Genomic DNA, 25559 nt, shown 5'->3' on the forward strand with positions numbered 1-25559 from the left:
GGGCATTGCATGTTCGAGGTCGGTCCGGTTAGCCGGTCTTGTGATGTGATGTCATGTCTCGTTCTGGGGATGGTTGTTCCCCGGAACGCAGAGCAGGCACGGCGCCGGTGATCATGTGGTTGTCGAGACCCATGAGAACCGAGCGAGACCGTGCCTGCCCGAACCTCGTCGCCCATGCCCGCCGGGCTGGGACACCTGAACCTCCAGAATCGCGCTGTCACCCGACAGGATGCCGCTGACCTGCGGCGCTTCCTGATCTGGGTGCCCGACCCACGCAGTCGGCGGGGGCGGCGGTATCCGATGCTCCCCCTGCTTGTGCGCGGCAGCTTCGGCCGCGCTGGCCGGTGCCCGTTCCCTCATCGCGATCGGGGAGTGGATAACGGACGCCCCGCAGTCGGCCCTGGAGGTCCTCGACTTCCCGGCCGAGCCGCTCACCGGTGTCCATCCCGTCCCTCACCCGGCGACCGTCCGGCGCCTGCTCCAGCGGCTGGACGGCGACGCTCTGGACGCTGCCATCGGAGCATTCCTACAGGCCAGAGGAGTACACCCGAGCGAGTCCGAGCGATCGGCGAAGCCGGTGCCGCGGGCGATCGCGGTCGACGGCAAGACGGTCCGCGGCTCGCGCACCGTCACAAGCACCGCGATCCAGCTGCTGGCCGCAATGGACCACCACGGCGTGGTCCTGGCCCAGCGGCAGGTCACCTCCAGAAGCAACGAGATCCCCGCCTTCGCCCCGCTGCTGGACAGCATCGACCTGAGCGACACCGTGATCACCAGCGATGCCCTGCACACCCAGCACGCCCACGGCACGTACCTCCGCGAGCGCGGCGCCCACTACCTGGCCATCGTGAAAAAGAACCACCCCGGGCTGTATGCCCAGGTCAAAACGCTGCCCTGGGCGGACATCCCGCTGGACCACCGCACCCGCGACCGAGCCCACCACCGCGACGAGATCCGCCGACTCAAGACCGCCGCCTTCCACCACCTCGACTATCCCGGCGCCCGCCAGGCGATCCAGATCGCCCGATGGCGCCGCGACCGCTCGACCGGGAAGCTCACCATCGAACGGGTCTACCTGATCACCAGCCTGGACACCTACGACGCCACCGCCGTCCAGCTCGCCACCTGGATCAGGGGCCACTGGGGCATCGAGAACCTCCTGCACCACGTCCGAGACCGGACCTTCCGCGAGGACGACTCCAAAGTCCGCACCGGCCACCTGCCCCGCACCATGGCCGGCCTGCGCTACCTCGCCATCGGCATCTTCCGCCAGAACGGCCACACCAACATCGCCGCTGCCCTCCGCCACACCGGCCGCGACCACACCCGACCCCTGCGAATCCTCGGCCTCACGTGATCAATCCGGACAGACCGCAACCATGCAATGCCCCTGACTAATCGTTTCAGAATGAGTTCGGCGCGAGGGCTTGGCGATCAGTTCTGGTGGCGGCAGAGTGGTGCGGGTGTCGGATGATCTTGTGCCTGATGCCCTGTGGGAACGTATCGCTCCGCTGCTGCCGCCCCGACCTCCGCGGCGCCACCGGTATCCCGGACGCCTGCCCGCAGACGACCGCGCCGCTCTGCGAGGCATCGTGTACGTGCTGCGCAAGAACGTGAGCTGGAGGGACGTGCCCGCCGAGCGGACCGGCTGCAGCGGGGTGACGGCCTGGCGGCGGCTGCGGGACTGGACCGAGGCCGGCCTGCTGGACATGGACGACTGCGCGATCGACGGCTCGCACATCAGGGCGTTGAAAGGGGGGCTCACACCGGACCTTCGCCGGTCGACCGCGCGAAGCCGGGCAGCAAGCACCACCTGATCGTCGACCGGCACGGAACACCCCTCGCCGTCACCCTGACCGGCGGAAACCGGCACGACGTCACCCAGCTGACGCCACTGCTGGACGCGATCCCCCGCATCCGCGGCCTGGTCGGCCGGCCACGGCACCGGCCGGGCCGGCTGTTCGCCGACCGCGGCTACGACTACGACAAGTACCGGCGCATCCTCCGGGCCCGCGGCATCACACCGATGATCGCCCGTCGAGGTGTTCCGCACGGCTCGGGGCTGGGCAAGACGCGCTGGGTCGTGGAGCGGACCTTCGCCTGGCTCCACCGGTTCAAACGCCTCCGCATCCGCTACGAGATACGCGCCGACCTCCACCTCGGCCTGCTCCAACTCGCCTGCAGCATCATCCGCTTGAGACGACTCGAACCTCATGCTGAAACGATCAGTAAGATACATACGGCGTTCCCTCAGCGGCCATTCATGATCCCTAAGCTCACGCCTCGTGAAGAACGTGAAGAAGACGATCGTGTTGCTCGTCTTGATAATGAGCTACTTCCCGCTGACCCCGACTGCGTTCGCGGCGGCCAAGTCGCCCGCGCAGGTAGCCGAGGACTGCGCCGACCCGAGGCCCACGCAGGCCGGGGACATCATCTACTGGGACCCCGAGTGCTACCTCACCTTCAAAAGCAGCAAGCAAGTATGGGGCGAGGCCACCATGCCCGACAAGCTCGGCAGTGGGAAGAGCCCCATCGCCTACGGCTGCACCAGTAGCGGCAGCGTGAGCGTCGCCGGAACCAAGAGCTCCTCCACCAGCTTCTCCTTCGGCCTCGACATCGGCGGGAAGAAGAAGTTCGGTGACTGGGAGGCCTCCGTCGGGCCCAAGCTCGGTTGGAGCTGGACCTGGAGCACCAGCGACACCCACACCCACACCGCCACGGTCCCCCTGGGCAGCGTCGGCTGGATCGAGGTCAAGGAGCCGCTGATCGAGGCGGTCGTCGACATCGATGCCCGCTACGACGGCAACAAGAACGAGCTCGTCAAGAACGCGGTCGTCCGGGTGCCCGACACCAGCCGGTCCTTCGCCTGGTTGTATCAGAGCCGCAAGATGACCGACACGGAGCTGAGGGACATCTGCGGGCAGGACCCGCCGACCACCAAGACCTACGACATGTGGTCAGCCGGCGGCAAGGCTCCCTACAAGAACCTGCTGAGCGGCAAGTGCCTGGCCATCGGCCCCACCGTCCCCAACGGCGGGCTCGTGGTGCAGCGTACCTGCGACGGCAGGGCCGCGCAGAAATGGAACGCAGTCAAGGCGAGCAACGGCTATTTCACCATCCGCAACAACAACGGCTACTGCCTCACAGTCCCCTACAACAACGGCACCCCGCCCGGCCAGAACACCCAGCTCATGTGGTGGGGCTGCGAGACCCGCTGGGACTCGGGCAACCAGCTCTGGTCGGTCAACCCGACCAAGATCAGCGGTACCTACACCTTCACCAACCAGTGGACGGGGCTCTGTCTCGCGCCGCACTCCAGTGAGATGACCAAGAACGGCGGCCGGGTGACCATCCGCAAGTGCGCGTAGCGGGATCGGTTTACCCCTCCTATGGAGTCCTCTGCGGAGTGGAGAAGACTCCGTAGGAGGGGCCCTATGGACTCTTCTGCAGGAGCGGACCGGACTCCACTGGAGTCTATTCCGAAGCGGACTCCAGTGGAGTGGAGTCCGCAGTGGAGCGGCTCGGCCGGGAAGTCGAGGACCTCCAGGGCTGACTGCGGGGCGTCCGTTATCCACTCCCCGATCGCGATGAGGGAACGGGCACCGGCCAGCGCGGCCGAAGCTGCCGCGCACAAGCAGGGGGAGCATCGGATACCGCCGCCCCCGCCGACTGCGTGGGTCGGGCACCCAGATCAGGAAGCGCCGCAGGTCAGCGGCATCCTGTCGGGTGACAGCGCGATTCTGGAGGTTCAGGTGTCCCAGCCCGGCGGGCATGGGCGACGAGGTTCGGGCAGGCACGGTCTCGCTCGGTTCTCATGGGTCTCGACAACCACATGATCACCGGCGCCGTGCCTGCTCTGCGTTCCGGGGAACAACCATCCCCAGAACGAGACATGACATCACATCACAAGACCGGCTAACCGGACCGACCTCGAACATGCAATGCCCCTGAAAACCCACCACCCACACACCGTCAAACAGTCGCTCCCCGGCGACAGGAAACGACGACCAGGAATGGCCACAACGCCTGGAGGAACGTCAGGACGCGTTCGGCGGCGCCGGGGGCTCGCGCGCTCTGCAGCTCCGCCAGGAACCACAGGGCGCTCGCAAACATCAGCGCGCTCGCGGCGAGGGACACCTCGAGGCGCAGCCCCCACGGCGCGGTCTTCCTGGACCGGACGGCGGCCAGGGGCGGCCATGCGGCGAGCAGCACGACGCCGACCGTGGCCACCGCGCCGTGCTCGACCGCACCGCCGCTGCTCGGAACAGGCACCAGGATGAGGACCAGTGCGGACAGCCCGCCACCGGCCAGGGCCAGCCGCCCGGCGGGCGCCGCCTGCCGGAGTGCGCACGCCGTCACCACGTAGCACGTCCCGAGCACCAGCAGCGTTCCCGTCATCAGCCAGTAGCTGGCGGCACCGTAGGAGGCCAGCACGCTCAGCGTGTCCGTCGCGGGGTCGTACGAGGGCCCCTGGCGCGCCTGCGCGATCGCCCAGGCGCTGACGAGCAGCGCGGGGGCACACCCGGAGGAGACCAACGCCCACCAAGGAGCAGATCGCATCGAATCAGGATAGATGCGGGCGTCTCTCCCGTCACCGACTCACGGTTCACCGGCACTGTCATCAACGCATGGACAGGGCACCGGCAGCTCCCGGGCGATGGCGCGGGGCGCCTCCGCCACGTGGCGCGCGCCGGGCGAGAAGCCATCACAGTGGGGTGCTTCCGGTCGCTCCCCGCACGGCACCCCAAGGTGGGGGGAGTTCATCCGGGCAACGCGGGCGGGGTCTTCGGCGCACCCGGCCTCCTCCGTGCACGGTCGGAGTGGCCTCACTTGGGGTGCTGTTTCCCCGCCAGAAGACCCCTCAGCTTGAGGAGGGACCCGTCTCCGCCCGCCGCAGGGGCATCATCGTCTCGATCGCCTCCTGCGCGAGGTGGTCCAGGACGATCCGGTTGACGAGTTCCGGCTTCTCCAGCGGGACCAGGTGGGACGCCCCTGGGACGATCGCCAGTTCGGCGTCGGGGAGTGCCCGGTACAGGGCTGTGGTGTGCTCCAGCGTCATCAAGTCGTCGTCCCCGGCCATGACCAGGGTGGACGCTCGGACGCGAGCCAGGTCGTCGGACGTCAGTGTCGGCTGGGTCCGCCACATGTCGATCACCTTCGCGGCCACGACGGGCCAGTGGTCCGCGCCCTCCGGGGCGACCGGCTCGTACATCTCGCGGAAGAAGGCGAGGTCGGGCCCGTCGGGTGTCATCGCGTCGAGCATCGACGGCTCGACGAAGCACTCGGAGCCGGGGCGGAAGTTGGCACCGATCGCCACGACCTTGCGGACGAGGTCGGGCCGGTCCCTGGCGACGAGCAGTGCGACCACTCCCCCGTCGCTCCAGCCCACCAGGTGGGCGGGCCCTCCGACGACCCGCTCCAGGAAGGCCACCGTGTCGTCGGCCATGTCCTGGTATGTCAGCGGTCCCCCGACGTCGGCCGTGTGTCCGTGCGCGCGCCGCTCCGGCAGGAAGACACGGTAGGCAGCGGCGAGCTCGGCGCGCTGAGCCCCCCACGTGTCGTTGGTGCAGAAGCCGCCGTGCAGCAGGAGCAGCGGGTCGCCGGCGCCCTCGGCCTCGTACCAGGTCCTCACTCCGGGCAGGTCCGCGTACTCGCCCATCGTTTCCTGCCTCTCCGCGCCGTCGCACGTCCGTGCCGAGTGGGGCCACGGCCGGTCCGCGCGTCTCCGGCCAGTCTGAGCGGTGGCCGCGGGGTCCGCGAGGCGTAAGGGTCCGGTGGGGTCCGCCCGAGGGGTGGGACGGGTGGCCGCGGCCTGCCGGAAGGAAGCGGTCAAGCGGCCCGTACTCGCGTGGGGCCGGGTCCGCTCCGCCCGTCGATCGTGACGGTCGGCGGAGCACCGGACCGCGACGGACCGTGGGTGGAAGGCGCTGGGGAACCGTCCGCGCCGAGGGCACAGTGGTCGCATGAGTGCACGAGGGCTGAACCCGGACGGGACGATCGCACGTGAAGGCGCCCTGAGCCGGGTGCCGGAGACCTTCGCCCCGGTGGTCGACGCGGCCCGCGCCCGCATCGGCGAGCTGTTCGACGGCACGCGACTGCACAGCGCCTACCTCTACGGCAGCATCCCCCGAGGCACCGCTGTCCCCGGCGCCTCCGACCTCGACCTGTTGTTCGCCCTCCACGAGGAACCCACGGAGGCGGACCGGGCGGACGCCCGCACGATCGAGGAAGCCCTCGACCGGTCCTACGACCCGATCCACGGCGTCGGCGTCCTGCTCTCCGGCGTACGTACGCTGATGAGTGAGGCCGAACGGCACGACAGCGGATTCTTCATCGCCTGCCTGTGCACTCCCCTGCTGGGCCCGGATCTCGCCGCACGGCTTCCCCGTTACCGCCCCACGTCCCTGCTCGCGCGGGAGACGAACGGCGATCTGGGGCTCGTACTCCCACGCCGGCGTTCACGGGCCGCCGCGGCCACGGACGCCGAGCGCACGGTACTCGGCCGGGTGGTCGGCCGCCGTGTCGTCCGCACCGGGTTCACCCTGGTCATGCCGCGTTGGGGCGGCTGGACCAGCGACCTCGACGAGTCCGCCGAGGTGTTCGGCCGCTACTACCCCGATCGCGCCGGGCAGATGCGCGCCGCCGCGGCCGCCGGTCGCACCTCCTCGGCGGACCCCTCGGTGCTCGGCATGCTCATCGACCGACTGGGTCCCTGGCTCGCGGCCGAGTACACGGCGGTGCACGGAACGAAGGAGCCACCGCCATGAGTCACCGGCGCCCGCGTCGTCGCGGAGGTCTCACCCGGCCGGTTCGGACCGGGGTGCCTTCCCCGTACCCTCACCCCCCTCACCTCGCTGGTGACCGCGGCGGGCGTCCCGGTCGAAGATGCCCAGCAGCTCGCACGGGCCGCCCTCGGCGCCGATCGCGTGCGGGAGCATCGTGGGGAACTCCGCGGCCTGGTTCGTCTCGATCCGCAGGCGCCGACCGCCCAGAAGCAGGATCGCGGTACCGGAGAGGACGACAAGCCATTCACGGCCCGGATGCGCGCGCAGACGTGACGGGTTGTCGGGCGGCGGCCCGGTCAGGCGCTGGCGGATCACGGTCAAGCCCGGTTCCGCCTTGAGGGGCCACCGCATCTGGCCATGGACTCCGTCGATCATCGGGGAGGACACGATGTCGTCGGCGGCGGTCTCGACCAGCTGGTCGAGGGTGGTGTCCAGGGCACGGGCCAGGGTGACGAGCTGATCCAGGGCCAGCCGGCGACGGCCGTTCTCGATCCGGCTGAGCGTGGACTGACTGATCCTGGCACGAGCGGCCAGCTCCTCCAGCGACCACCCCTGAGCCACACGCAGGGCACGAATGCGCGTGCGCACCAGGCTGTCCAGCTCGCCATCCTCTTGCGTCATGGGCATGACTGTATGCGAAAGGGGCAAGTGGCGCGCTCGGACGGTTTCGGGCGAGCGCGGGGCGGGCGCGGGCCACGAGGCCCCCGACCGGCGGATCTCATGCCCGACCGGAGGTGCCGGTCTCCTGCCCGACCGCGATGGTCGGGCACCGGGCAGCAGCGGGCCGGGCTCCGGGCGAAGACGGTGGACCGCCCCGTGGACTTCAGGCGCTCCTGCGGGCCGCTTCCCTGCGCTGCCGTTTACCCAGGGGAGCCCGGGAGAGGTCGTCGGCGGTGCTCCTGAGGTTCTTGTGGCCGTAGCCCCGTTCGGTCAGCCACGCCTTCGCCGCCGACTCGGCGCGTTCGGTCGCTTCGAGGATGTCCTCCTCCGCCTCCCCGGTGTCCAGGAAGCGGAAGGTGAAGGCCGCTCGCGCGGCCAGGTCGTAGGTGAGGTTCCCCTCCGCGGTGAAGGCCGCGCGCAGGACATCGTGCTCCCCGGCGCGGGCCAGGAGCTCGGCACGCTGCTCGGGATCGAGTCCGTCGAAGACACCACGGACGATGACGCGGAAGGTGCGAGTGCTCATCCGGCGACCTTAGCCAGCGGCGCCGGCTTCGTTCCAGCGACTTTCCGCCGTGCACGGCTCCACAAGGGCGTGCCGTACAGGCATCGGCCCGCGCGGGTCCCGGTGTCGGACCCCGCCCGGGGGTTCGCCGTCGGCGCGCGCCCGCCTTCGGTAGCGGATCGCCCACGGATCGGGCGTGGCCCGCGTTGTGGTGGCGGTCCGGCGGGCACGTACGGTACGGCAGGTGAACGAACCGCTCGAAGCCGTGACCGGCTCCTCCGCCGAGGAGCCCGTCCGGGCCGTGACCACGCGCGTGTTTCTGGCGCTCGCCCCGCCCGACGACGCGAAGGACGAGCTGGCCCGTGCGCTGCGCCCGGCCTACGCCGCCCATCCCCGTATGCGGTGGAACCGTATCGAGGACTGGCACATCACCCTGGCGTTCCTCGGTGAGCTGCCGGTCTCCGCCGTCCCGCCCCTGATGCCTCCGCTCGCCGGGCTCGCGGCGCGGCGTGCTCCCCTGCGGCTGGCGCTGCGCGGGGGCGGACATTTCGACGAACGGGTGGTGTGGAGCGGAGTCACGGGGGACCTGGACGAGCTGCACCGCCTCGCCTCCGACGTGCGCGCTCTCGTCCGTGAGTGCGGCGTCCTCCTTCCGGAGCGGACGTTCCGGCCCCATCTGACCCTGGCCCGTTCCCGCCGGGGCGACCAGGCGGCCACGGTGGAGGCCGCGGCGGGGCTCGCCGCGTTCGCCGGCCGGAGCTGGGAGGCCGGGAGTCTGCACCTGGTGGGCAGCAACATCGGTCGGGGGCCGGGACAGATCCACTACCGCACCATCGTGGCCTGGGATTTCGGCGGCGGCGTGGACGGGGCCTGACCGGTGCCCCGCTGACGGGGTGACGGGCGGCGCGGCCCGCGGAACGCCCGAGGTCCCCGGTCCGGCGGCCGCAGGACGCGGCGCCGCCCATGCATGCGAGAAGTGGTCCACGGCAGTGACGGCTGCGCGGTTACCGGTGGGCCGGACCGGCTCTCCACGGGACCGGCCGCGCCTGCACCGCGCTCACACGGTGCCACGCTCATACGATGCCGCGCTCACACGGTGTCGGGCGGTGCGGGGCGGGCGTGCGACAGCAGGAACTCGGTCGCCCGCGCGATGGCCTCGGCGGATGTGCCGTGCACGGCCTCCGACTCGTCCTCCCGCAGGTCCGCGCCGGTGGCGGTGTACCACCAGGCGTCCGCTCCCGGGTCATGGTGGATGACGGCGTCCCCGCCCGCGTAGTGCAGGGGGATGGACTCGCTGGCGGACTTCTTGGGCACCGCGTGGGGCCACTTCAGGCGGGCCGACTGCCGCTTGATACCGCCCCAGGCAGCGCCGAGCTGCGTGTAGCTGGCTCCGCCGCGTCCGGCCACGGTGGCGGCGCTCTCGGCCAGGCGGTCGACGGACGATCTGGCCTCGTACAGCGACCGCAGAAGCGCCAGCTGCACATCGGGCGCGGCCATGAGCGCGACATCGAAGGGCTTGCCGGCGGTGCGATAGGCCAGGGCACGCGTCGAGATCCGCTCGGCCAGGGCTCGGGCCGCCTCCAGCACCTGCTCGTCCATGGCGAAGGCGTCCGCGTCGCCGGGTTCACGCCAGGCGGGCTCCACCGGGGTCAGGACCGTGGCCCAGAAGTCTTCGTCGCTCGGTACGGGGGTCGGAACCGACGTCACATCATCCATGCGACAAACCTAACCGCCGACCTGGACCGTGACAAGTGTTCCTGTCGCACCAAGGGGGCGACAGGTCAACCTTCCAGTGGTTCCGCCACCTCACCCGTCGCGGCCTCCCCCAGAGTCACGGTGAGGCGACGCAGCACGCCCTGCAGCCCGAGAACCTCCTCGACCGACAGGCCGGTGGCGGCCAGCACACCGCGGGGAACCGTCAGCGCCCGGTCACGCAGGTCCGCACCCTCGCCGGTCAGCTCGATCAGGACGGAGCGTTCGTCCTCACGGCTGCGTTCCCGCCGGACCAGCCCGGCGGCCTCCAGGCGCTTCAGCAGGGGTGAAAGGGTGCCGGAGTCCAGGCGCAACCGCTCCCCGATGACCTTGACCGGCTGGGCGCCGTGCTCCCACAGGACCAGCATGACCAGGTACTGCGAGTAGGTGAGCCCGAGATCCTTCAATGCCTGCCGGTAGAAGCCGCCGAACGCGCGCGACGCGGCATGCAGCGAGAAGCAGACCTGATGGTCCAGTCGCAGGAGTTCCGCGTCGGGGATGGCGGACAGGTCGGACGCGGCGCCCGGAGCAGTGGTCATGACCCCAGCGTACCGCCGCTCATCCGATTGAGTTGTGTGCAACTCAGTTGTGTGCAATCTTTATGTCAGAGGCCACGACCACCCCGGTCGGGCCCTCGGAGGAGGGTCACCCATGGACGCGTTGTACACCGCCGCCGCCACCGCCAACGGCCGTGAAGGCCGTGCCGTGAGTTCGGACGGTCAGCTCGATCTGCCCCTGGCCATGCCCCCCGCCCTCGGCGGCGACGGCAAGGGCACCAACCCCGAGCAGCTCTTCGCGGCCGGGTATGCGGCCTGTTTCGCCAGTGCGATGGCCGCGGTCGGGCGCGAGCTGAAGATCGACACCAAGGACGCCTCCGTGACCGCCGAGGTCTCCATCGGCAAGGAGGGCGGGGGCTTCGGCCTCGCGGTCGTCATGCGCGTGGAGCTGCCGGACTCCCTCGCGGGAGAGACCGGGCGGAAGCTGGTCGAGGCGACCCACGCCTACTGCCCGTACTCCAAGGCCACGCGGGGCAACATCGACGTCGAGCTCGTCATCGAGTAGTCGTGCCGTTCGCCCGCGGGGCCGGCCCGGAAGTCTCGGGCCGGCCCCGCTCGGCGTGGCGTCGCATGTCAGCCGCGCAGGCGGGCCAGTACAGCGCCCGCCGCGCGGTGCACGGCGTCACGCGCCGCGTCGGTCCGGTCGAGCGTCTCGAAACCGTGGCGCCCCTCCGGTACGTCGACGATCTCGACGTCGGCCGCGCAGCGGGCGGCCTCGGCCACGAACTCCTCGACGGTCGCGGCGATCTCCGGAATCTCGCGTCCCGCCCGGACCAGGACGACGGGCAGGTCTCCGGCGTCGGGGACGGCTCGGACCGGATGGAAGCGGGAGCCGGTCAGCCCCCAGCTCGGCAGTGGCGCGAGGATCGGGTAGTTCGCGGCCACGCACCGCAGCCACCGAGGGGGCTCGCTCAGCCAGTCGGCCATCATCGGGCCCCCGCCCGAGAAGAACCACAGCGCTATCCGGTCCGCGTCCACCCGCGGATCGGCGCGCACCCGTTCCACCGCGTCGGCCACGTCCGCCGCGGCCCGTTCGTAGTCGGTCACGGCGTGCAGGCGGTGGTCGAGGGTCACGCCCACGACCCCCCGCCCGGCGAGGAGGCGTGCGTATCCCGCCAGGGTCGGCCAGTCCCGCGGCGTGGGCCGTGCCCCGGCCGGAACGGGTCCCCCGTGCACGAACACCACGGCCGGGTGCGGTCCCGGCCCCTCCGGCAGGTACAGGTCGATGTTCCCGGTCCGCTCGCGCGGACGTCCGGGTACGTCGAGGAGGAACGGCCGCAGGTGGGCGGGCCGGTGGGCGGGGCCGGGCGGGGTCAGCAGCCGCCCCCCGCCGGACGCGGCCTCGGACAGGGCCTGCGCGAGTTCCGTGGGACAGGACAGCATCGGCCAGTGCCCCGTGGGCAGTTCGAGGAAGGCGACCCGCGCGTCGGCCAGCGCCCTGAGGGCGGGGTCGCCGACGTCCACCATGATCTGGAGCAGCTCGACGCCCGGCCCGTTGCCGGTGCACAGCACCCCGGTCACGGGTACGGCGGCCACCGCGCCCGTGAGCCGCAGCGGCTGGAGCAGGGTGTCCAGCGGCTGCGGCGCCGCGAGGGCGGTGAGCCCGTCGAGCGCCGCCCCGCTGAGACCCGCGGTGCTCCCCCAGCGGGCCCACCCGTCCCGCGCCGGGGGCGGCAGCTCGCCGCCGCTTCCCCCCTCGCCGCGCGCGGCGGCCCGTTCCACCACCTCCTCGCGCAGACCCTGGTCGGGCACGGCGGCCAGGGCGGGCGTCCCGTCCTGCACCGGAGCGGCGTCCAGGTGGACGATGCGGGCGATCGCCCCCGCCCGCCGGTCCGCCGCGCCGTACACCGGATGGATGCCGTAGGCGTGGCCGACGAGCACGATCTCGCGGTCGGGCCCAGCGGCCACCGCGTCGATCACCGCGAGGACGTCCGCGATGTGCGTCTCCAGGTCGACGGCCCCACCGGGCCCGCCGGGTTCCCCGCCGAGTCCGGTGAGCGCCACCGTCCGCACCTCGGCGCCGTCCGCGGCCAGCCGGGCCGCGGTGTCCCGCCACACGTACGGTCCGGTGAACGCCCCTGCCACCAGGATGAATACGGTCATGGTCCCTCCTCGTCACACTCTCCCGCGCACCGGTCCGATCCCCGGCAGCACCGGCCGGTACGGTAGGAACTCCCCCTGGTGGAGGTTCAAGTGTTCTCGTCGTACGACGGGCTCTGCACCATCGGTGAACTGGCCGAGCATGCGGGTCTCAGCGTCAGGACCGTCCGCTTCTACTCGGACCGGGGTCTGCTGCCGGAGACGCGCCGCTCCACGGGTGGACACCGCAGGTACGGCCCGGAGGCCGTGGAGCGGCTGGGCATGATCCGGTCCCTGCGCGGCCTCGATCTGCCGGTCTCCGAAGTGCGCCGGATTCTCGATGAGTCGGACGAGCGGGACGGCGGGACGGCGGGGGGCGGGGCGCTGGAGGACGCGGTGGCCGGCCGGCTGCGGTCCCTGGGGGCCGAACTCGCCGCGCTGCGCTGGCGGGAGGCGGCACTCCGGCTGGTGCAGGAATCCCCCGCGGCCGAACGAGCCGGTCGGCTGCGGCTGGTGGGAGCGGTCGCCGCCCCACCGAGCACCGACGCGCTGGCCCGTTTCTGGCGTGCGTGGCTTCCGCCGCGCATGCCCGCCCGGTCCGTCGCCGCGTTCCTGGAGGCGGCGGTGCCGCATCCGCCCGAGAATCCGGAGCCGGGCCAGGTGCTCGCCTTCGCCCGGCTGCACGCCCTTGTGTCCCGTCCGTGCGGCGAGGGGGAACGCCGCGCCACCCAGCCCCGCGCGCACGCCGTCGCGTCGGACGCTCGTGCCCCGGCCGTTCTGTACGCGGGTCTCGCCGAGGCGTACGGTCTGGCGGTCGCGGAGATCCGACGGGAGGCCGAGCCCGCTTCCGGGGAGGCGTTGGACGGGTTCGTGACCGCGTACGCGGGTACGTACGGCGCCGCCGACACGCCTGCCTTCCGCCGCCTGCTGGCCGGGCGGCTCGCGGCCGACCCGCGCATCGACCGGTACTGGGAGCTGACGGCCGAGGTGATCAGCGTTCCCGGCGGCCGCCCCGAGCCGACGCCGGGGACCGCGCACGACTGGCTCCTGGCCGCCCTGGACGCGGAGGTGGCGGCGGCGGGTGGTGGCCGCGACGGTACGCGAGCCGGGCAAGGGCGGAGCGCCGTCCCCTCTCGCGTATCGGACGGGGCGGAGGGCGTCTCACCCCGGTGAGCGGGGCCCCACGTGCTCCGCGACCGCGCCGAGCAGGACCTCCCGCAGGGCGAGGGCCGCCGGGAGCGGTGCGTCGGGCAGTGCCACGTGGACGGTCCGGCGCAGGGCCGGGTCGGTGAGGGGGCGCAGGACGAGTTCGGCGGGGACCGCACGCGCGGCGAGCGAGGGGACCAGGGCCACGCCGAGGCCGGCGGCCGCGTAGCCGAACTTCCCCGCCCACCCGGCGATCCTCATGACCCGTTCCGGCGTGAAGCCCGCTCGGGCACAGGCGTCGGCGAGCATCGTGGGACGGTCCCCGTACGCGTTCTGGATCCAGGTCTCGTCGCGGAGTTCGTACAGCTCGACGGCGTCGGCCCCGGCCAAGGGGTGGCGGCGCGGGAGGGCGACGAGCAGCTCGTCCTCGCACAGCACGGTCGTCGTGATTCCCTCGGCCGAGGGCAGACCGTACGGGTAGTCGCTGACGACGGCAAGGTCCAACGTCCCGTCCGTGAGATGCCGCATCAGTGTGTCGGTCGGGCTCTCGACGGCCGCCACCTCTATCCCCGGCCGGGCGTCCCGGAGGACTCTCAGCGCGGCCGGCAGGAGTGCGATGCCGGCGGTGGGGAACGCGCCCGCGTGCAGCGGCCCGCCGTGTCCGGCGTGCAGGACGCCCAGGTCCCGCTCGGCACGGGCGAGCCGGTCCAGCACCTCCACGGCGTGCCGGTGCAGCACCCGCCCCGCAGGGGTGAGCCGTACGCCTCGTGGCAGGCGCTCGAGCAACGGCCCGCCCGCTCGGGCCTCCAGCGCCGCGATCCGCCGGGACACCGCGGACTGCGTGTAGTTGAGCCGCGCCGCCGCCCTGGTGAACGAACCGGTCTCGGCCACGGTGACGAGCAGCCGGAGCGACTCGTTCTCCCACATGTCTTCCCCCTGCCGCAGCGCGCGTCGCACGGACACCGGCATCATCGCCGATCGCATTCCGCTCGCGCATGGGTTCCATGCGAAGTGGTCGCTGGTGCCCTGCTCCGGGCGGCCGTAGCGTCGGGGCCGGCGGCGGCGCGGGAATGGTTGCGCGGCCGTCCGGGCCCCGCCGGTCACTCGCGTTCGGGCGGCCCCCGGTGGCTTCGATCCCGAGAAGGCGGTTCATCGTGCGACAGACCCGGAGCGGACCGGAGTTGGGACGGCGGATCGGCACCTACCACGCGGTCGGGACCATGGGCGCGCTCGCCCAGTTCGCGCTGCGGACGATCACACTGCTGGCGCTCGTCATGATCGGCGCGCTGGTGTGGATCAGGCCGGACTCCACGCTGCTCAAGAGCTCCGTGACCGCGGCGGTGGTGATCGTTCTGTTCGGGCTGCGGCTGGCGTGGCGCTTCGTCACGGCGCGGTGCGGCGGCAATCAGTGCCGATTGCACCAGGGGGGCGTGGTCGTCACCGGCCCGTTCGGCGGAGTACGGGGCACGGTGGCGTGGCGGGAGGTCACCGGTCTGCGCAGGATGAGCAACGCGTCCCTTCTCATGGCGTTCCACCGCATGGAGCTGGAACGGCGGGGCGGACCGCCGCTGACCTTCATCGCGCTGGGTTTCGAACCCGCTCTGGTGGAGGTCCTGGTGAAACTCGCCGCGCGCAACGGCCTGGAGTAGGGCAGCGGCGGCGCTCGGCCGGCAGAGCGCGGACCGGTCCGGGACCGGGCTCGCGCGACAGCTCTGCTCCGGCCGAGGAAAGCAGACGCGAAAAGGGGGCCGGCCGGTCGCGTCCGGAGCACATGCGCCGGGCGACCGCGCCACACGAAGAACCCCGGGCCGTCATTGCGGTCCGGGGTTTGTCGCGCGTATATTGGATTCTTCTGCGCACATGCGAAAAGGCCCCACTCGGGGGCCTTATGAAGACGAATATATCTGGCCGGGAGCCGTTTTGTCAAACCGGGAAAGCGACGAATTGCGGGACGAGCAGGAATTCATCGACCGGCTCCACGCGCGGGTCGACGCCTTGCGCGGCGTGGCCGCCGAGGGCGTGGAACGTGCGCTGACGCCGGTGGGGACCGGCCAGCAGGCGCGTCTGGAGCGCGACATCCTGGTCGCGGAGCGCTCGGGTCTGCTGGCCGCTCTCGACGCGGTGGACGGATCCCTGTGTTTCGGCCGCATCGACCGCTCGGACGGAATCGCCCACCATATCGGCCGTATCGGAATCCGGGAGGACGACACCGAGCGCACCCCTGTCCTGATCGACTGGCGTGCTCCCGTGGCGCGTCCCTTCTATCTCGCCACCGGGCACACGCCGATGGGGCTGCGCCGACGCCGCCACATCACCACCGAGGGCCGCACGGTCACCGAACTCCATGACGAGATCCTCGATCTCGGGGACGAGGACCGCACCGGTTTCGAGGACCCGAACGGTGACGCCGTGCTGCTCGCGGCGCTGAACTCCGCGCGCACCGGCCGCATGGGCGACATCGTGCGGACCATCCAGGCCGAGCAGGACGGCATCATCCGGGCCCCGCACCGCGGCGTCCTCGTCGTGGAAGGCGGGCCCGGTACCGGAAAGACGGCCGTCGCCCTCCACCGGGCCGCCTTCCTGCTGTACGAGCACCGCGAGCTGCTGGCCAAGCGCGCCGTGCTCATCGTCGGGCCCAACCCGGCGTTCCTGCGCTACATCGCGGAGGTGCTGCCCTCCCTCGGCGAGACCGGGGTGCTGCTCACGACGCAGGCGGAGCTGTTCCCCGGTGTGCACGCCACCGGAACGGACTCCCCGCGCGCCGCGGCCGTCAAGGGCGGAGAGCCGATGGCCGAGGCCCTCGCCCTGGCCGTCCGCGACCGGCAGCTGCTTCCGGAGCCCGGTGCGCCGCTGGTGATCCCGCACGAGGACGGCGGGGACCTGGTCCTGGACTGGGAGATCGCCTACGAGGCCCGGCAGGCGGCCCGTGACACGCGCCTGCCGCACAATCTCGCCCGCCCGCACTTCGTCTTCCGGGTCATCGACGCGCTCACCGCCCAACTCGTCGAACGCATCGGCGCGGACCCATACGGGGGGCCCAACTTCCTCGGCCCCGACGACGTGGCCCAGCTCGGCCGGGACGTCGCGCTGAGCAAGGAGGTGCGCGCCGCCGTCGACGAGCTGTGGCCGCCGCTGACCCCGGAGGGCTTCCTCGGCGACTACCTGGCCGACCCGGTGTACGTACCGGACGCGGACGCCGAGGCGATTCGCCGCGCTCCCGGCGACGGGGCGTGGACCCCCGCCGACGTACCGCTGCTCGATGAGGCGGCCGAACTGCTCGGCGTGGACGACAGCGCCGAGCGGGCCGCCGCCGAGGCCGCCCGGCAGGAGCGGGTCGGCTACGCGCAGGGGGTGCTGGAGCTGTCGCGGGGGTCGGAGAGCTACGAGTTCGAGGACGAGGAGTCCGAGGTGCTCGCCGCGCACGACATCATCGACGCCGAGCGGATGGCGGAGCGGCACGAGGAGGCCGACCACCGCACCGCCGCCGAGCGGGCCGCCGCCGACCGGACCTGGGCGTTCGGGCACATCATCGTGGACGAGGCCCAGGAGCTGTCGCCGATGGCGTGGCGGCTGCTGATGCGGCGGTCGCCGACGCGCTCGATGACCCTGGTGGGCGACCCGGCGCAGACCTCCGAGGAAGCGGGTGTCGGATCCTGGGAGAAGATCCTCTCCCCGTACGTGGGCGACCGCTTCGACCACGTCACTCTGGAGGTCAATTACCGTACGCCCGCGGAGATCATGGAGCTGGCCGCCGGGGTGCTGAGGGAGCTGGATCCCTCGTTCACCGCTCCGGTCTCGGTGCGGTCGACCGGTGAGAAGCCGTGGACGCGGGAGTCCGGTGCGGAGCTGGCGGGCACGGTGGCAGACGCGGTGGCGGAGCTGACACCGCGGGAGGGCCGCCTCGCGGTGATCGCGCCACGGGCGCTGCACGAGGAGATCGCCGCCCCGCTGGACGGGATCGCAGCGGGTGAGGATCCCGATCTCACGCGCACGGTGGTGCTGCTCGATCCGCGTCAGGCCAAAGGGCTCGAGTTCGACCATGTCCTGGTGGTGGAGCCGGGCCGGTTCGGCACGAGCGATCTGTACGTGGCGCTCACCCGTGCCACCCAGCGGCTGGGCATCGTCCACCGGGAGGAACTGCCCTCGGCTCTGCGCTGACGGACCGGGCGGCGCCCTTCGCGGGTTTCGCGGGCGTGGTCGCGCCGAAGGGCTGCGGGGGTGGCCGGTACACGGTTGCCGAACCCATAGGGTGACGCCATGTCTTCGCCATTGAGTTCGACAAAGACCGCGGCTGCCCTCCGCACATCGGCACGGGCCTCCGCGGAGGTGCTGCTGGTCCTGGTGGCGGCATGGGTCGCGTTGTGGGTGCTGGGCCGGATGTGGTCGGTCGTGTGGCCGCTGATAGTCGCTCTGTTCCTCACCACGCTGACCTGGCCGCTCGCCCGCTTCCTGCGCGCGCACAGCTGGCGTCCCGCCCTCGCGGCGTCGGCGGTGACGGTGTTCGCGATGCTCGTGGGAGCGGGCATCGTGGCCCTGATCGCGGTGCCGGTGGCGGATCAGTCCGGGGAGCTGGCCGACCGGGTGGTCGCGGGCATCGACAAGCTCCGTGAGTGGGCGGCCGGTCCGCCGCTGAACATCGGTGACGACGAGATCACCGGTGCGCTCGACAGCGCCACCGCCAAGCTCCAGGAGAGCGTCGGCAGTGTGGTCACCACCGCCGTCACCGGGGTGAGCACCGTCGTCAACGGGCTGGTCACCGCGGTCCTCGCGGTCTTCCTGATGTTCTTCTTCCTCAAGGACGGTCCGCGCTTCCTGCCGTGGCTGACCCGTCAGCTGCCCGGCCGGCTCGCCGTGGACATCCCCGAGGTGGCCTCCCGCAGTTGGGACACGCTGGGCGCGTTCGTCCGGTCGCAGGCGGCCGTCGGCCTGCTGGACGCGGTCTTCATCGGGCTCGGGCTGTGGATCCTGGGGGTGCCGCTGGTGTTGCCGCTGGCGGTGCTGACCTTCGTCTCGGCGTTCGTGCCGATCATCGGGGCGTTGTTCGCCGGTTTCGTGGCAGTGGTCATCGCCCTGGTGTCGAACGGGCCGATGGACGCTCTGCTCGTACTCGCGATCATCATCGTGGTGCAGCAGTTGGAGGGCAACGTCTTCCAGCCCATGATCCAGAGCCGGGGTCTCGGACTGCACGCGGCGGTCGTCCTGCTCGCGGTGACGCTGGGCGGCAGCCTGGCCGGTGTGGTGGGCAGCCTGCTGGCGGTTCCGTTGGCCGCGCTGATCGGGGTGGTCTGGAAGTACCTCCGCGAGCAGCTCGCGGAGGACGCGCCGGAGCCGGGGGCGGCAGACCTGGCCGACAGGTCGGGCAGTTCCCCGGCCTCGTCGTAGGACAGGCCCGTCACCGGCCGAGGTCCGTAGGACTCCCTCCCCGGAACCGCCGACCGCCGCGCACCGGTCGGCCGGGGCACCGGACCCGGCGTGGGAACGCGTCCGCCCCGAGCCGTTCGAGGACTCGGGGCGGACGCGCGTAGGGCGGCCGGGTGTCGGCCGGGCGCCGGTTCAGATGGTCGCGGTGTCGATCACGAAGCGGTAGCGGACGTCGCTCGCCAGCACCCGCTCGTACGCCTCGTTGACCTGGCTCGCCTCGATCACCTCGATCTCCGCGCCGAGCCCGTGCACGGCGCAGAAGTCCAGCATCTCCTGGGTCTCCGCGATGCCGCCGATCATGGAGCCGGCGATCGCCTTGTCACCGCCGATCAGCGAGAACAGGTTGAGCGAGATCGGCTCCTCGGGGGCGCCGACGTTGACCAGGGTCCCGTCGGTCCGCAGCAGGCCGAGGTAGGCGCCGAAGTCCAGCGGGGCCGAGACCGTGGAGAGGATGACGTCGAAGGTTCCGGCCAGTTCCTCGAAGGTCGTGGGGTCGCCGGTCGCGTAGTAGTGGTCGGCGCCCAGCTTGAGCCCGTCGTCCTTCTTCCGCAGCGTCTGGGAGAGGACGGTGACCTCCGCGCCGAGGGTGTGGGCGATCTTGACCGCCATGTGGCCGAGACCGCCCAGGCCGACGACAGCGACCTTCTTGCCGGGGCCCACGCCCCAGCGCTTGAGCGGGGAGTACGTGGTGATGCCCGCGCACAGCAGGGGCGCGGCCTCATCGAGGGCGATGCCCTCCGGGATGGACACCACGAACGCGTCGCGCACGACGATGTGCGTCGAGTAGCCGCCGTACGTCGGCCGACCGCTCCGGTCGAGCGCGTTGTACGTCTGGGTGTTCCCCTCGGCGCAGTGCTGCTCACGACCCGTCCGGCAGGCGTCGCACCGTCCGCAGGAGTCGACCATGCAGCCGACGCCGACGCGGTCGCCGACCTTGAACCTGGTCACGCCGGATCCGGTCTCGGCGACGATTCCGGCGATCTCGTGGCCGGGCACCATCGGGAAGATGCCCTCGCCCCATCCGTCGCGGGCCTGGTGGATGTCGGAGTGGCAGATACCGGCGAACTTGATGTCGATCAGGACGTCGAACTCGCCCACCGGACGGCGCTCGATCGTGGTGCGCTCCAGCGGGGCCTTGGCATGGGGAGCGGCATAGGCGGCAACGGTGGTCATGCCGGAGGTTCTCCTCTGGGTGGTGCGGTAGGTACGTCTCCGAGCGTCACACCTCGGGCGGTATCCACCCAGGCCACCGTTGTACCTATGTCCAGCGGTCCTACTACTGGCGGGGACAGGCTCGGCGGCCTACGACCGCGCGCCGGCGGAATAATGGAGGCATGGACGATCAGCCGGAGGCAGCCTCCCCCGAGCCGCTGGACCGGCGCGCCGAGCTCAGCGAGTTCCTGCGGACCCGGAGGGCCAGGCTCCAGCCGCAGGATGTGGGGCTGCCGGAGTTCGGCCGGCACCGCCGGGTACCGGGCCTGCGCCGCGAGGAGTTGGCGCAGCTGGCCGGGGTGTCCGTGGCGTACTACACGCGTCTGGAGCAGGGCAACGGGCGCAACGTGTCGGCGGAGGTGCTGGACGCGATCGCGCGTGCGCTGCGGCTCACCGACGCCGAGCACGCGCATCTGACCCATCTGGCGCGGCCGGCGCGGCACAAGAAGAAGCGCCGTCCGGCGAGGGTGCAGCGGGTGCGGACCGGGCTGCTGTATCTCCTCGACAGCATGGAGGGCATCCCCGCGTACGTGACCGGGGCGCGCTCCGACATCCTCGCCTGGAATCCGATGGCAGCCGCGGTGTTCGGCGACTGGGGCGCGCTGCCGCCCGCCGAGCGCAACTGGGCGCGCCTGGTGTTCCTCTCCCCCGCCTACCGGGACCTGTTCGTGCACTGGGACTCCAAGGCGTCGGACATGGTGAGCTACCTGCGGCTGTACGCGGGCTGCCACCCCGACGATCCGGAGCTGTCGGCGCTGGTGGGCGAACTCTCGGTCAAGAGCGACGAGTTCCGGCGGTTGTGGGCCACCCACAACGTCAAGGAGAAGGGGCACGGCACCAAGCTCGTCCGGCATCCGCTCGCCGGGGAGCTGACCCTGGCGTACGAGACGCTGAACCTCCCCGACGACGAGGAGCAGCATCTGGTGACCTACCACGCGGAGCCGGGTTCGGATTCGGCCGGGGGCCTGCGCCTGCTGGCGAGCTGGGGGGCCGACGCGGTCCGGATGGACCTGTTCGACGGTGCGGAGCGAGGCCCGGCCGACGGCCGGTGACGTGGACGGCGCGTGAGCGCGGGTTCGGGCCCGGCGCTCTGCGAGGCCCCGCTCCCCTGGCGTCGGCTGAGGTACGGGGCCGGGGCTCCTCCTGATCGTCGCCCCCGGCCGACCGGTCAGTCGGTTTTCACCGGTTCCGCCGTGCTCCCGGCGAGCACCGCGAGGGCGGAACCACGGGCCGAGGACCCCGTACCGGTGCCTGCCGGGTGCATGAGCGCCAGCGTCTCCGGGGTGACGAGCCGGGGCAGCAGCAACTGCCAGAAGCCGGTGAGCGCGTGCGGGGACAGCCACACGGAGTCGTTCCGGCCGAGCGCCTCGAACCCGGCCGTGACGGCGACGGTCGCCGCCGCCGCGTCCTCCCGCGAGACGCCTTCGGCGAGCGTGCCGGCGACGGCCGCCTCGTCCAGCAGTTCCCGCACCCGGTGGTGCCACTCCAGCCGCAGGTCCGGGACGGCGGCTTTGTCCCCGTCGCAGCTCAGCCTGAACCCGGCCCGGCTCACCGGGTCGTCCCGCAGCCGCCCCAGCAGAGCGTGCGACATGTCGACGAGTGCTTGCGGGGCGTTGTCCGTCCTGCGCCGGATCGCGGCCGACAGGTCGCGCAGCCCCTGGGACGCCTCCGCCACCACGGCCTGTGCCAGGGCGGCCTTGTTCTCGAAGTGGAAGTGCAGTGCACCCGTGCTGACACCCGCTCCGGAGCTGATCAGCACCAGCCGCGCCTGCGCGTAACCGTGCTGCTCGAAGACGGCGGCGGCGGAGCGGATCAGGGCCTGCCGGGTACGGGCGGCGCGCTCCTGCTTGGTCACCGGGCGCTCCCCGCAGGGGAGAAGCGGTCGGCGGCAGGACCGGGACCGGTCGAGGGCTCCACGCCGGAGCGATGGGACGGCGTCATGGAGTTATCCAACCAACTAGTCGGTCGGTTTTCCAGGGAACGGAGGAGTACGACGGAGAGTCCTGGCCGCATTCCGGCCACATCCATGCCGTGCGACGGAAATCCGACAGACACGGCGCGACGGAAGCGGAACGGAACGGACGATGCGCGTCATCCGGCCCATCCGCGCGGTCCGTGGTGACGCGTCAGCGGGATTCCGCCTCCCGATCACCCGCGCATCGGTCTGTCACGCCGCGAACGACCTTGCGTGATCGGCCGACCAGACGCGGTAGGGCCGGGCCGGACGGCCCGTGAGCTCCCGGACCGCGGTGGTGACTTCCGCCTTGGCGCCCACCCGCTGCCGCTCCGCGCTCTCCAGGAACGCCTCGGCCACGGGCAGCGGATACTTCGCCAGCAGGGCAGCGCGCGCGGCGTCCACACCCAGTTCCTCGAAGCGCAGCGGCCGCCCCAGCACCCGCGCGAGCTCGGCCGTCTGCTCCCGCGCGGTGATCGCCTCCGGCCCCGACACGGCGTACGCCTTGCCTTCGTGCCCCGTACCGGTGAGGGCGGCCACGGCCACGGCGGCGACGTCGCGCGGGTCGACACAGGCGACCGGCGCGTCGCCGTGGAGCGCGCGCACCACGCCTTCGGACCGGATGCCGGGCGCCCAGGACAGCGTGTTGGACATGAACGTCCTGGGGCGGACGAACGTCCAGGGAACCCCCGATTCCCGGATCGTCCGCTCGTTCTCGCGCAGACGCCGGGTGATGAAGTCGTCGGCGCCCGGCTCCTCCACCGCCATCATGGACAGCTTGACCAGATGGCGCACGCCCGCATCGGCCGCCGCCTCGGCGACCCGCTCGTCGTCCGGCTCGGTGGGGCTGTTCGTCACCAGGAAGGTGGAGGTGACGTCCCGCAGCGCCCGGTCGAGGGCCCGCCGGTCCGCGTACGCCCCCGCGACGACCTCGACCCCGTCCCCGGTCACCCTGAGCCGTTCGGGGCGGCGCGCGAGAATCCGCACGGGGCCGGCAGCCGCCAGCAGTGCGGCGACCTCGCGGCCCACCGCTCCGGTCGCACCCGTCACGAGGATCACCTGCGAATCACCCCCTCAGCCGTGGGCCCGCGGGCCGGACAGGACCGCGGTGAACACCGGTTCGCCGTCCTGATGCCCGGTCACCTGGACCGTCACCGTATCTGCGGCCGTTCCGGGCTGGACCACCGCCCCGATCCGGCACGGGCTGGCGAACTCGGCGTACCGGTGGAACCGGCTGACGGTCCGGGCCGGGACGATGCCGGCGGGCCCCACCGCGAGGAAGGCGGCCTGGCGAGCCGCCTCCAGCAGCAGCATGCCCGGAACATGGTCGTTGGGGCGCTGGAACAGCGTCGGGTGCCGGGTGTCCACCCGCAGGTCCCACTGCCCGTCCCGGCCGGTCTCCGACAGCACCACGTCCTCGGTCCTGCTCCGGCCCGCCAGGGCTGCGGGGACGGGCGCAGCGGCCGGTATCGATATACCTGCGGCGGGGGTGTCGCCGCGCATACGCCGGTACACCTCCGGGCGGGTGAAGCGGGTCACCCCCACGCCCGTCGCCGCCAGTCCTCCGTCGCGGTGCACCGTCCACGCGACGCGCCCCGCCACCGGCTGTCCGCCGCGCCACTTCAGGTCGGAGCAGTACACCTCCACGTCGACCTCGGCAGGGGCGCCGCCGACCCTCAGGTGCTCCTGATGGCACGTGAAGTCCAGGCCGGACAGCAGGAAGTGGTGCCCCAGCGGTACGCCGTACCCGGCGTGGAAGGCGAGCATCGCCGACTGCCGCATCGCTTCGGCGACCAGCAGCGGGTCATGCCGGTCGCCGCCGACAGGGGCGAAGAACACGTGATCGTGCGGGAGGACCGCCGTCACCGAGAACCGATCGTGCGCCAGGCGCATCCAGTTGCGCGGAAAGGCGTCCTCGGACCGGGTCCGGTGCACCATGTCGATCCCCACGGGATGCGCCACTTCGGCCTCCGCATCCATGACCGGCACCGGATCGATCAAGACTGCTGCTTCGGGCATAACTCCCCCCAGGGGTCATGGGAATGGCGAGCCGTTCCTGCGATGCACGTGCGCTGATAAGATACAGACTAGGCGGTTTTTTTTCTATCCTCGGCAGTCCTTGACCCCATGTCTCACAAGCGCTTCCAGGCCGCTGTCCAGCAAAGGAGGCGGGATGACCGAGGAGGATGGGGCGATCCACGACCGCCGGACAATCCTGGTGACAGCGGCACGAACATTCAATAAATTCGGCTGCCGAACCGCGGAGATCACCCTGATAACGAAAAGCACGGGCGTCATGAAAAATGTTCTCCATTTCCCTTTATCGTCCGAGGAACATTTCACGCTCGGCGTTCTCGGGGGCCGGGAACCGGCCCGAACCGTTCCGGGGCGGGCACGCGAACTCCAGGAACCCATCGATGGGGGGATGTTGTTCGGCACCCGCCTGCGGACCAGTCTCCTCGCCCGTGCGGGCGTCCGCCTGTCCATGGACCACCAGGCTCAGGGCCTCGACCCCGCCGGGGCGTCCTTCCGGCAGGAGAGCACCCGTCACCACTTCGTCCCCGCCTTCGAAGCCCATGCCCTGGAGTACGCCTTCGAAGCCCACGCCCCGGAGTACGCATGCCCCACCACGCCGTCCGCCCTCTGCTCCGCCGCAAGCGCGCCCTCGCCGCCCTCGCCGGCGGGGCCGCGGCCGCGGCCGGGGCGGGACTACTCCTGTCCCACGCAGCCGTCACGGGCTCCGCGGCCGACGCGGCGCCCGAGGTCGTGCCGCCCACGGCGCATGTGCGCTTCGACTACCAGCTCGGGGGCGCGTACCCCCCGCCCGCCGGGGTCGCGGCGGTCTCCCGTGACCGTGGCGCCGAGCCGGCGGACGGCCTCTACAACGTCTGTTACGTCAACGCCTTCCAGGCCCAGCCCGACGCACTGGACTGGTGGCGGGAGAACGGCCCCGACCTGCTGCTGCGCGACGCCGACGGCGAGCCGGTCGAGGACGACGCGTGGGGCGAGGCCCTGCTCGACACCTCCACCGCGGCCAAGCGCACCCGCCTGGCGGAGATCGTCGGCGACTGGATCGACGGCTGTGCCACGTCCGGCTTCCAGGCGGTGGAGCCGGACAACCTCGACTCCTACGAGCGGTCCGACGGCCTGCTGACCCCGGCGCACAACGCGGCGTTCGCCGAGCTCCTGGCGGACCGCGCGCACGCCGCCGGGCTGGCGATCGGCCAGAAGAACACCACCGACCTGCTGGAGCGGCGGAAGGAGATCGGGTTCGACTTCGCCGTCGTCGAGGAGTGCGGCCGGTACGGCGAGTGCGGCGACTTCGCCTCCGCGTACGACGACCGGGTGTTCGTCGTCGAGTACACGGACCGCGACTTCGCCAAGGCGTGCGCGTCCGTGGGGGCGGAGGTGTCCGTGGTGCGCCGGGATCTCGGCGTCCTCCCGGCCGGCCGGCCGGGTCACGTGTACCGGGTCTGTTGAGCCCGTGCGGG

The 25559-nt window shown here is 71.6% G+C and carries 24 protein-coding genes and 1 pseudogene; 12 read left to right on the forward strand and 13 right to left on the reverse strand.

Going from position 1 to position 25559, the window contains the following annotated elements:
• Nucleotides 1-313: 313 nt before the first annotated feature.
• The 3 genes and pseudogenes from QFZ71_RS00035 (at nt 314) to QFZ71_RS00045 (ending at nt 3368) form a co-directional block, all read left to right on the forward strand.
• Nucleotides 314-1357 (forward strand): ISAs1 family transposase, encoded by a 1044-nt coding sequence (locus QFZ71_RS00035; RefSeq protein ID WP_307666167.1) that lies wholly within the window; start codon nt 314-316, stop codon nt 1355-1357.
• 106 nt (nt 1358-1463) lie between these two features.
• Nucleotides 1464-2206: pseudogene (locus QFZ71_RS00040) on the forward strand (IS5 family transposase); the annotation flags it as partial.
• 79 nt (nt 2207-2285) lie between these two features.
• A complete protein-coding gene (locus QFZ71_RS00045) occupies nt 2286-3368 on the forward strand; it encodes an RICIN domain-containing protein (RefSeq protein ID WP_307666168.1) in 1083 nt (360 codons plus the stop codon).
• Nucleotides 3369-3972: 604 nt separating this feature from the next.
• Here the strand turns inward: QFZ71_RS00045 and QFZ71_RS00050 are convergent.
• The gene (locus QFZ71_RS00050; RefSeq protein WP_307666169.1) at nt 3973-4560 is read right to left on the reverse strand and encodes a DUF998 domain-containing protein; all 588 of its coding nucleotides are present in this window, start codon (nt 4558-4560) and stop codon (nt 3973-3975) included.
• Nucleotides 4561-4861: 301 nt separating this feature from the next.
• Nucleotides 4862-5659, reverse strand: a complete 798-nt coding sequence (locus QFZ71_RS00055; protein WP_307666170.1) for an alpha/beta fold hydrolase — start codon at nt 5657-5659, stop codon at nt 4862-4864.
• Nucleotides 5660-5963: 304 nt separating this feature from the next.
• Here QFZ71_RS00055 and QFZ71_RS00060 point away from each other — a divergent pair, with 304 nt between their 5' ends.
• Nucleotides 5964-6767: a nucleotidyltransferase domain-containing protein gene (locus QFZ71_RS00060; RefSeq protein WP_307666171.1), complete on the forward strand. Its 804-nt coding sequence runs from the start codon at nt 5964-5966 to the stop codon at nt 6765-6767.
• Between the two features lie 30 nt (nt 6768-6797).
• Here QFZ71_RS00060 and QFZ71_RS00065 read toward each other — a convergent pair whose 3' ends face one another.
• Both QFZ71_RS00065 and QFZ71_RS00070 read right to left on the reverse strand, forming a co-directional pair.
• Nucleotides 6798-7406, reverse strand: a complete 609-nt coding sequence (locus tag QFZ71_RS00065; RefSeq protein ID WP_307666172.1) for a helix-turn-helix transcriptional regulator — start codon at nt 7404-7406, stop codon at nt 6798-6800.
• Between the two features lie 202 nt (nt 7407-7608).
• Nucleotides 7609-7968: a DUF6204 family protein gene (locus QFZ71_RS00070; RefSeq protein WP_307666173.1), complete on the reverse strand. Its 360-nt coding sequence runs from the start codon at nt 7966-7968 to the stop codon at nt 7609-7611.
• Nucleotides 7969-8191: 223 nt separating this feature from the next.
• On the opposite strand from QFZ71_RS00070, the gene thpR reads away from it, so the two are divergent.
• Entirely contained in the window at nt 8192-8821 is a 630-nt protein-coding gene (gene thpR / locus QFZ71_RS00075) for an RNA 2',3'-cyclic phosphodiesterase (RefSeq protein ID WP_307666174.1), read from the forward strand.
• 215 nt (nt 8822-9036) lie between these two features.
• Here thpR and QFZ71_RS00080 read toward each other — a convergent pair whose 3' ends face one another.
• Together QFZ71_RS00080 and QFZ71_RS00085 are read right to left on the reverse strand one after the other, a co-directional pair.
• The gene (locus tag QFZ71_RS00080) at nt 9037-9663 is read right to left on the reverse strand and encodes a hypothetical protein (RefSeq protein ID WP_307666175.1); all 627 of its coding nucleotides are present in this window, start codon (nt 9661-9663) and stop codon (nt 9037-9039) included.
• A gap of 65 nt (nt 9664-9728) precedes the next feature.
• The gene (locus QFZ71_RS00085; protein ID WP_307666176.1) at nt 9729-10238 is read right to left on the reverse strand and encodes a MarR family winged helix-turn-helix transcriptional regulator; all 510 of its coding nucleotides are present in this window, start codon (nt 10236-10238) and stop codon (nt 9729-9731) included.
• 112 nt (nt 10239-10350) lie between these two features.
• On the opposite strand from QFZ71_RS00085, the gene QFZ71_RS00090 reads away from it, so the two are divergent.
• Nucleotides 10351-10761, forward strand: a complete 411-nt coding sequence (locus QFZ71_RS00090; RefSeq protein ID WP_307666177.1) for an Ohr family peroxiredoxin — start codon at nt 10351-10353, stop codon at nt 10759-10761.
• Nucleotides 10762-10829: 68 nt separating this feature from the next.
• Here QFZ71_RS00090 and QFZ71_RS00095 read toward each other — a convergent pair whose 3' ends face one another.
• On the reverse strand, nt 10830-12359 hold the full coding sequence (locus QFZ71_RS00095; protein ID WP_307666178.1) for an alpha/beta fold hydrolase: 1530 nt from the start codon (nt 12357-12359) through the stop codon (nt 10830-10832).
• 90 nt (nt 12360-12449) lie between these two features.
• Here QFZ71_RS00095 and QFZ71_RS00100 point away from each other — a divergent pair, with 90 nt between their 5' ends.
• Complete coding sequence (locus tag QFZ71_RS00100) at nt 12450-13508, forward strand: MerR family transcriptional regulator (RefSeq protein WP_307671291.1); 1059 nt, start codon at nt 12450-12452, stop codon at nt 13506-13508.
• Here QFZ71_RS00100 and QFZ71_RS00105 read toward each other — a convergent pair.
• On the reverse strand, nt 13497-14408 hold the full coding sequence (locus QFZ71_RS00105; protein ID WP_307666179.1) for a LysR family transcriptional regulator: 912 nt from the start codon (nt 14406-14408) through the stop codon (nt 13497-13499). The two genes, QFZ71_RS00100 and QFZ71_RS00105, sit on opposite strands and share 12 nt — an antisense overlap.
• 227 nt (nt 14409-14635) lie before the next feature.
• Between QFZ71_RS00105 and QFZ71_RS00110 the strand changes: the two genes are divergently transcribed.
• The 3 genes from QFZ71_RS00110 (at nt 14636) to QFZ71_RS00120 (ending at nt 18863) form a co-directional block, all read left to right on the forward strand.
• Nucleotides 14636-15130 carry a hypothetical protein gene (locus QFZ71_RS00110; protein WP_307666180.1) on the forward strand — a complete coding sequence of 165 codons (495 nt, stop codon included), beginning with the start codon at nt 14636-14638 and terminating at the stop codon, nt 15128-15130.
• Nucleotides 15131-15425: 295 nt separating this feature from the next.
• Entirely contained in the window at nt 15426-17639 is a 2214-nt protein-coding gene (locus tag QFZ71_RS00115; RefSeq protein ID WP_307671292.1) for an AAA family ATPase, read from the forward strand.
• A gap of 99 nt (nt 17640-17738) precedes the next feature.
• Nucleotides 17739-18863: an AI-2E family transporter gene (locus tag QFZ71_RS00120; protein WP_307666181.1), complete on the forward strand. Its 1125-nt coding sequence runs from the start codon at nt 17739-17741 to the stop codon at nt 18861-18863.
• Between the two features lie 171 nt (nt 18864-19034).
• On the opposite strand, the gene QFZ71_RS00125 is transcribed toward QFZ71_RS00120, so the two are convergent.
• Entirely contained in the window at nt 19035-20075 is a 1041-nt protein-coding gene (locus tag QFZ71_RS00125; protein WP_307666182.1) for an NAD(P)-dependent alcohol dehydrogenase, read from the reverse strand.
• 161 nt (nt 20076-20236) lie between these two features.
• On the opposite strand from QFZ71_RS00125, the gene QFZ71_RS00130 reads away from it, so the two are divergent.
• Nucleotides 20237-21166, forward strand: a complete 930-nt coding sequence (locus tag QFZ71_RS00130) for a helix-turn-helix domain-containing protein (RefSeq protein WP_307666183.1) — start codon at nt 20237-20239, stop codon at nt 21164-21166.
• Nucleotides 21167-21282: 116 nt separating this feature from the next.
• On the opposite strand, the gene QFZ71_RS00135 is transcribed toward QFZ71_RS00130, so the two are convergent.
• The 4 genes from QFZ71_RS00135 to QFZ71_RS00150 form a co-directional block, all read right to left on the reverse strand.
• Nucleotides 21283-21969 carry a ScbR family autoregulator-binding transcription factor gene (locus QFZ71_RS00135; RefSeq protein ID WP_307666184.1) on the reverse strand — a complete coding sequence of 229 codons (687 nt, stop codon included), beginning with the start codon at nt 21967-21969 and terminating at the stop codon, nt 21283-21285.
• A gap of 312 nt (nt 21970-22281) precedes the next feature.
• Nucleotides 22282-23127, reverse strand: a complete 846-nt coding sequence (locus QFZ71_RS00140) for an NmrA family NAD(P)-binding protein (protein ID WP_307666185.1) — start codon at nt 23125-23127, stop codon at nt 22282-22284.
• Nucleotides 23128-23142: 15 nt separating this feature from the next.
• The gene (locus QFZ71_RS00145; protein WP_307666186.1) at nt 23143-24087 is read right to left on the reverse strand and encodes a ScbA/BarX family gamma-butyrolactone biosynthesis protein; all 945 of its coding nucleotides are present in this window, start codon (nt 24085-24087) and stop codon (nt 23143-23145) included.
• 301 nt (nt 24088-24388) lie between these two features.
• The gene (locus QFZ71_RS00150) at nt 24389-24673 is read right to left on the reverse strand and encodes a hypothetical protein (protein ID WP_307666187.1); all 285 of its coding nucleotides are present in this window, start codon (nt 24671-24673) and stop codon (nt 24389-24391) included.
• A 14-nt stretch (nt 24674-24687) separates the two neighbouring features.
• Here QFZ71_RS00150 and QFZ71_RS00155 point away from each other — a divergent pair, with 14 nt between their 5' ends.
• Nucleotides 24688-25548, forward strand: coding sequence for an endo alpha-1,4 polygalactosaminidase (locus QFZ71_RS00155; RefSeq protein ID WP_307666188.1), 861 nt, complete (start codon nt 24688-24690; stop codon nt 25546-25548).
• Nucleotides 25549-25559: the final 11 nt, after the last annotated feature.

It is taken from the genome of Streptomyces sp. V2I9, from assembly GCF_030817475.1.
GTDB lineage: Bacteria > Actinomycetota > Actinomycetes > Streptomycetales > Streptomycetaceae > Streptomyces.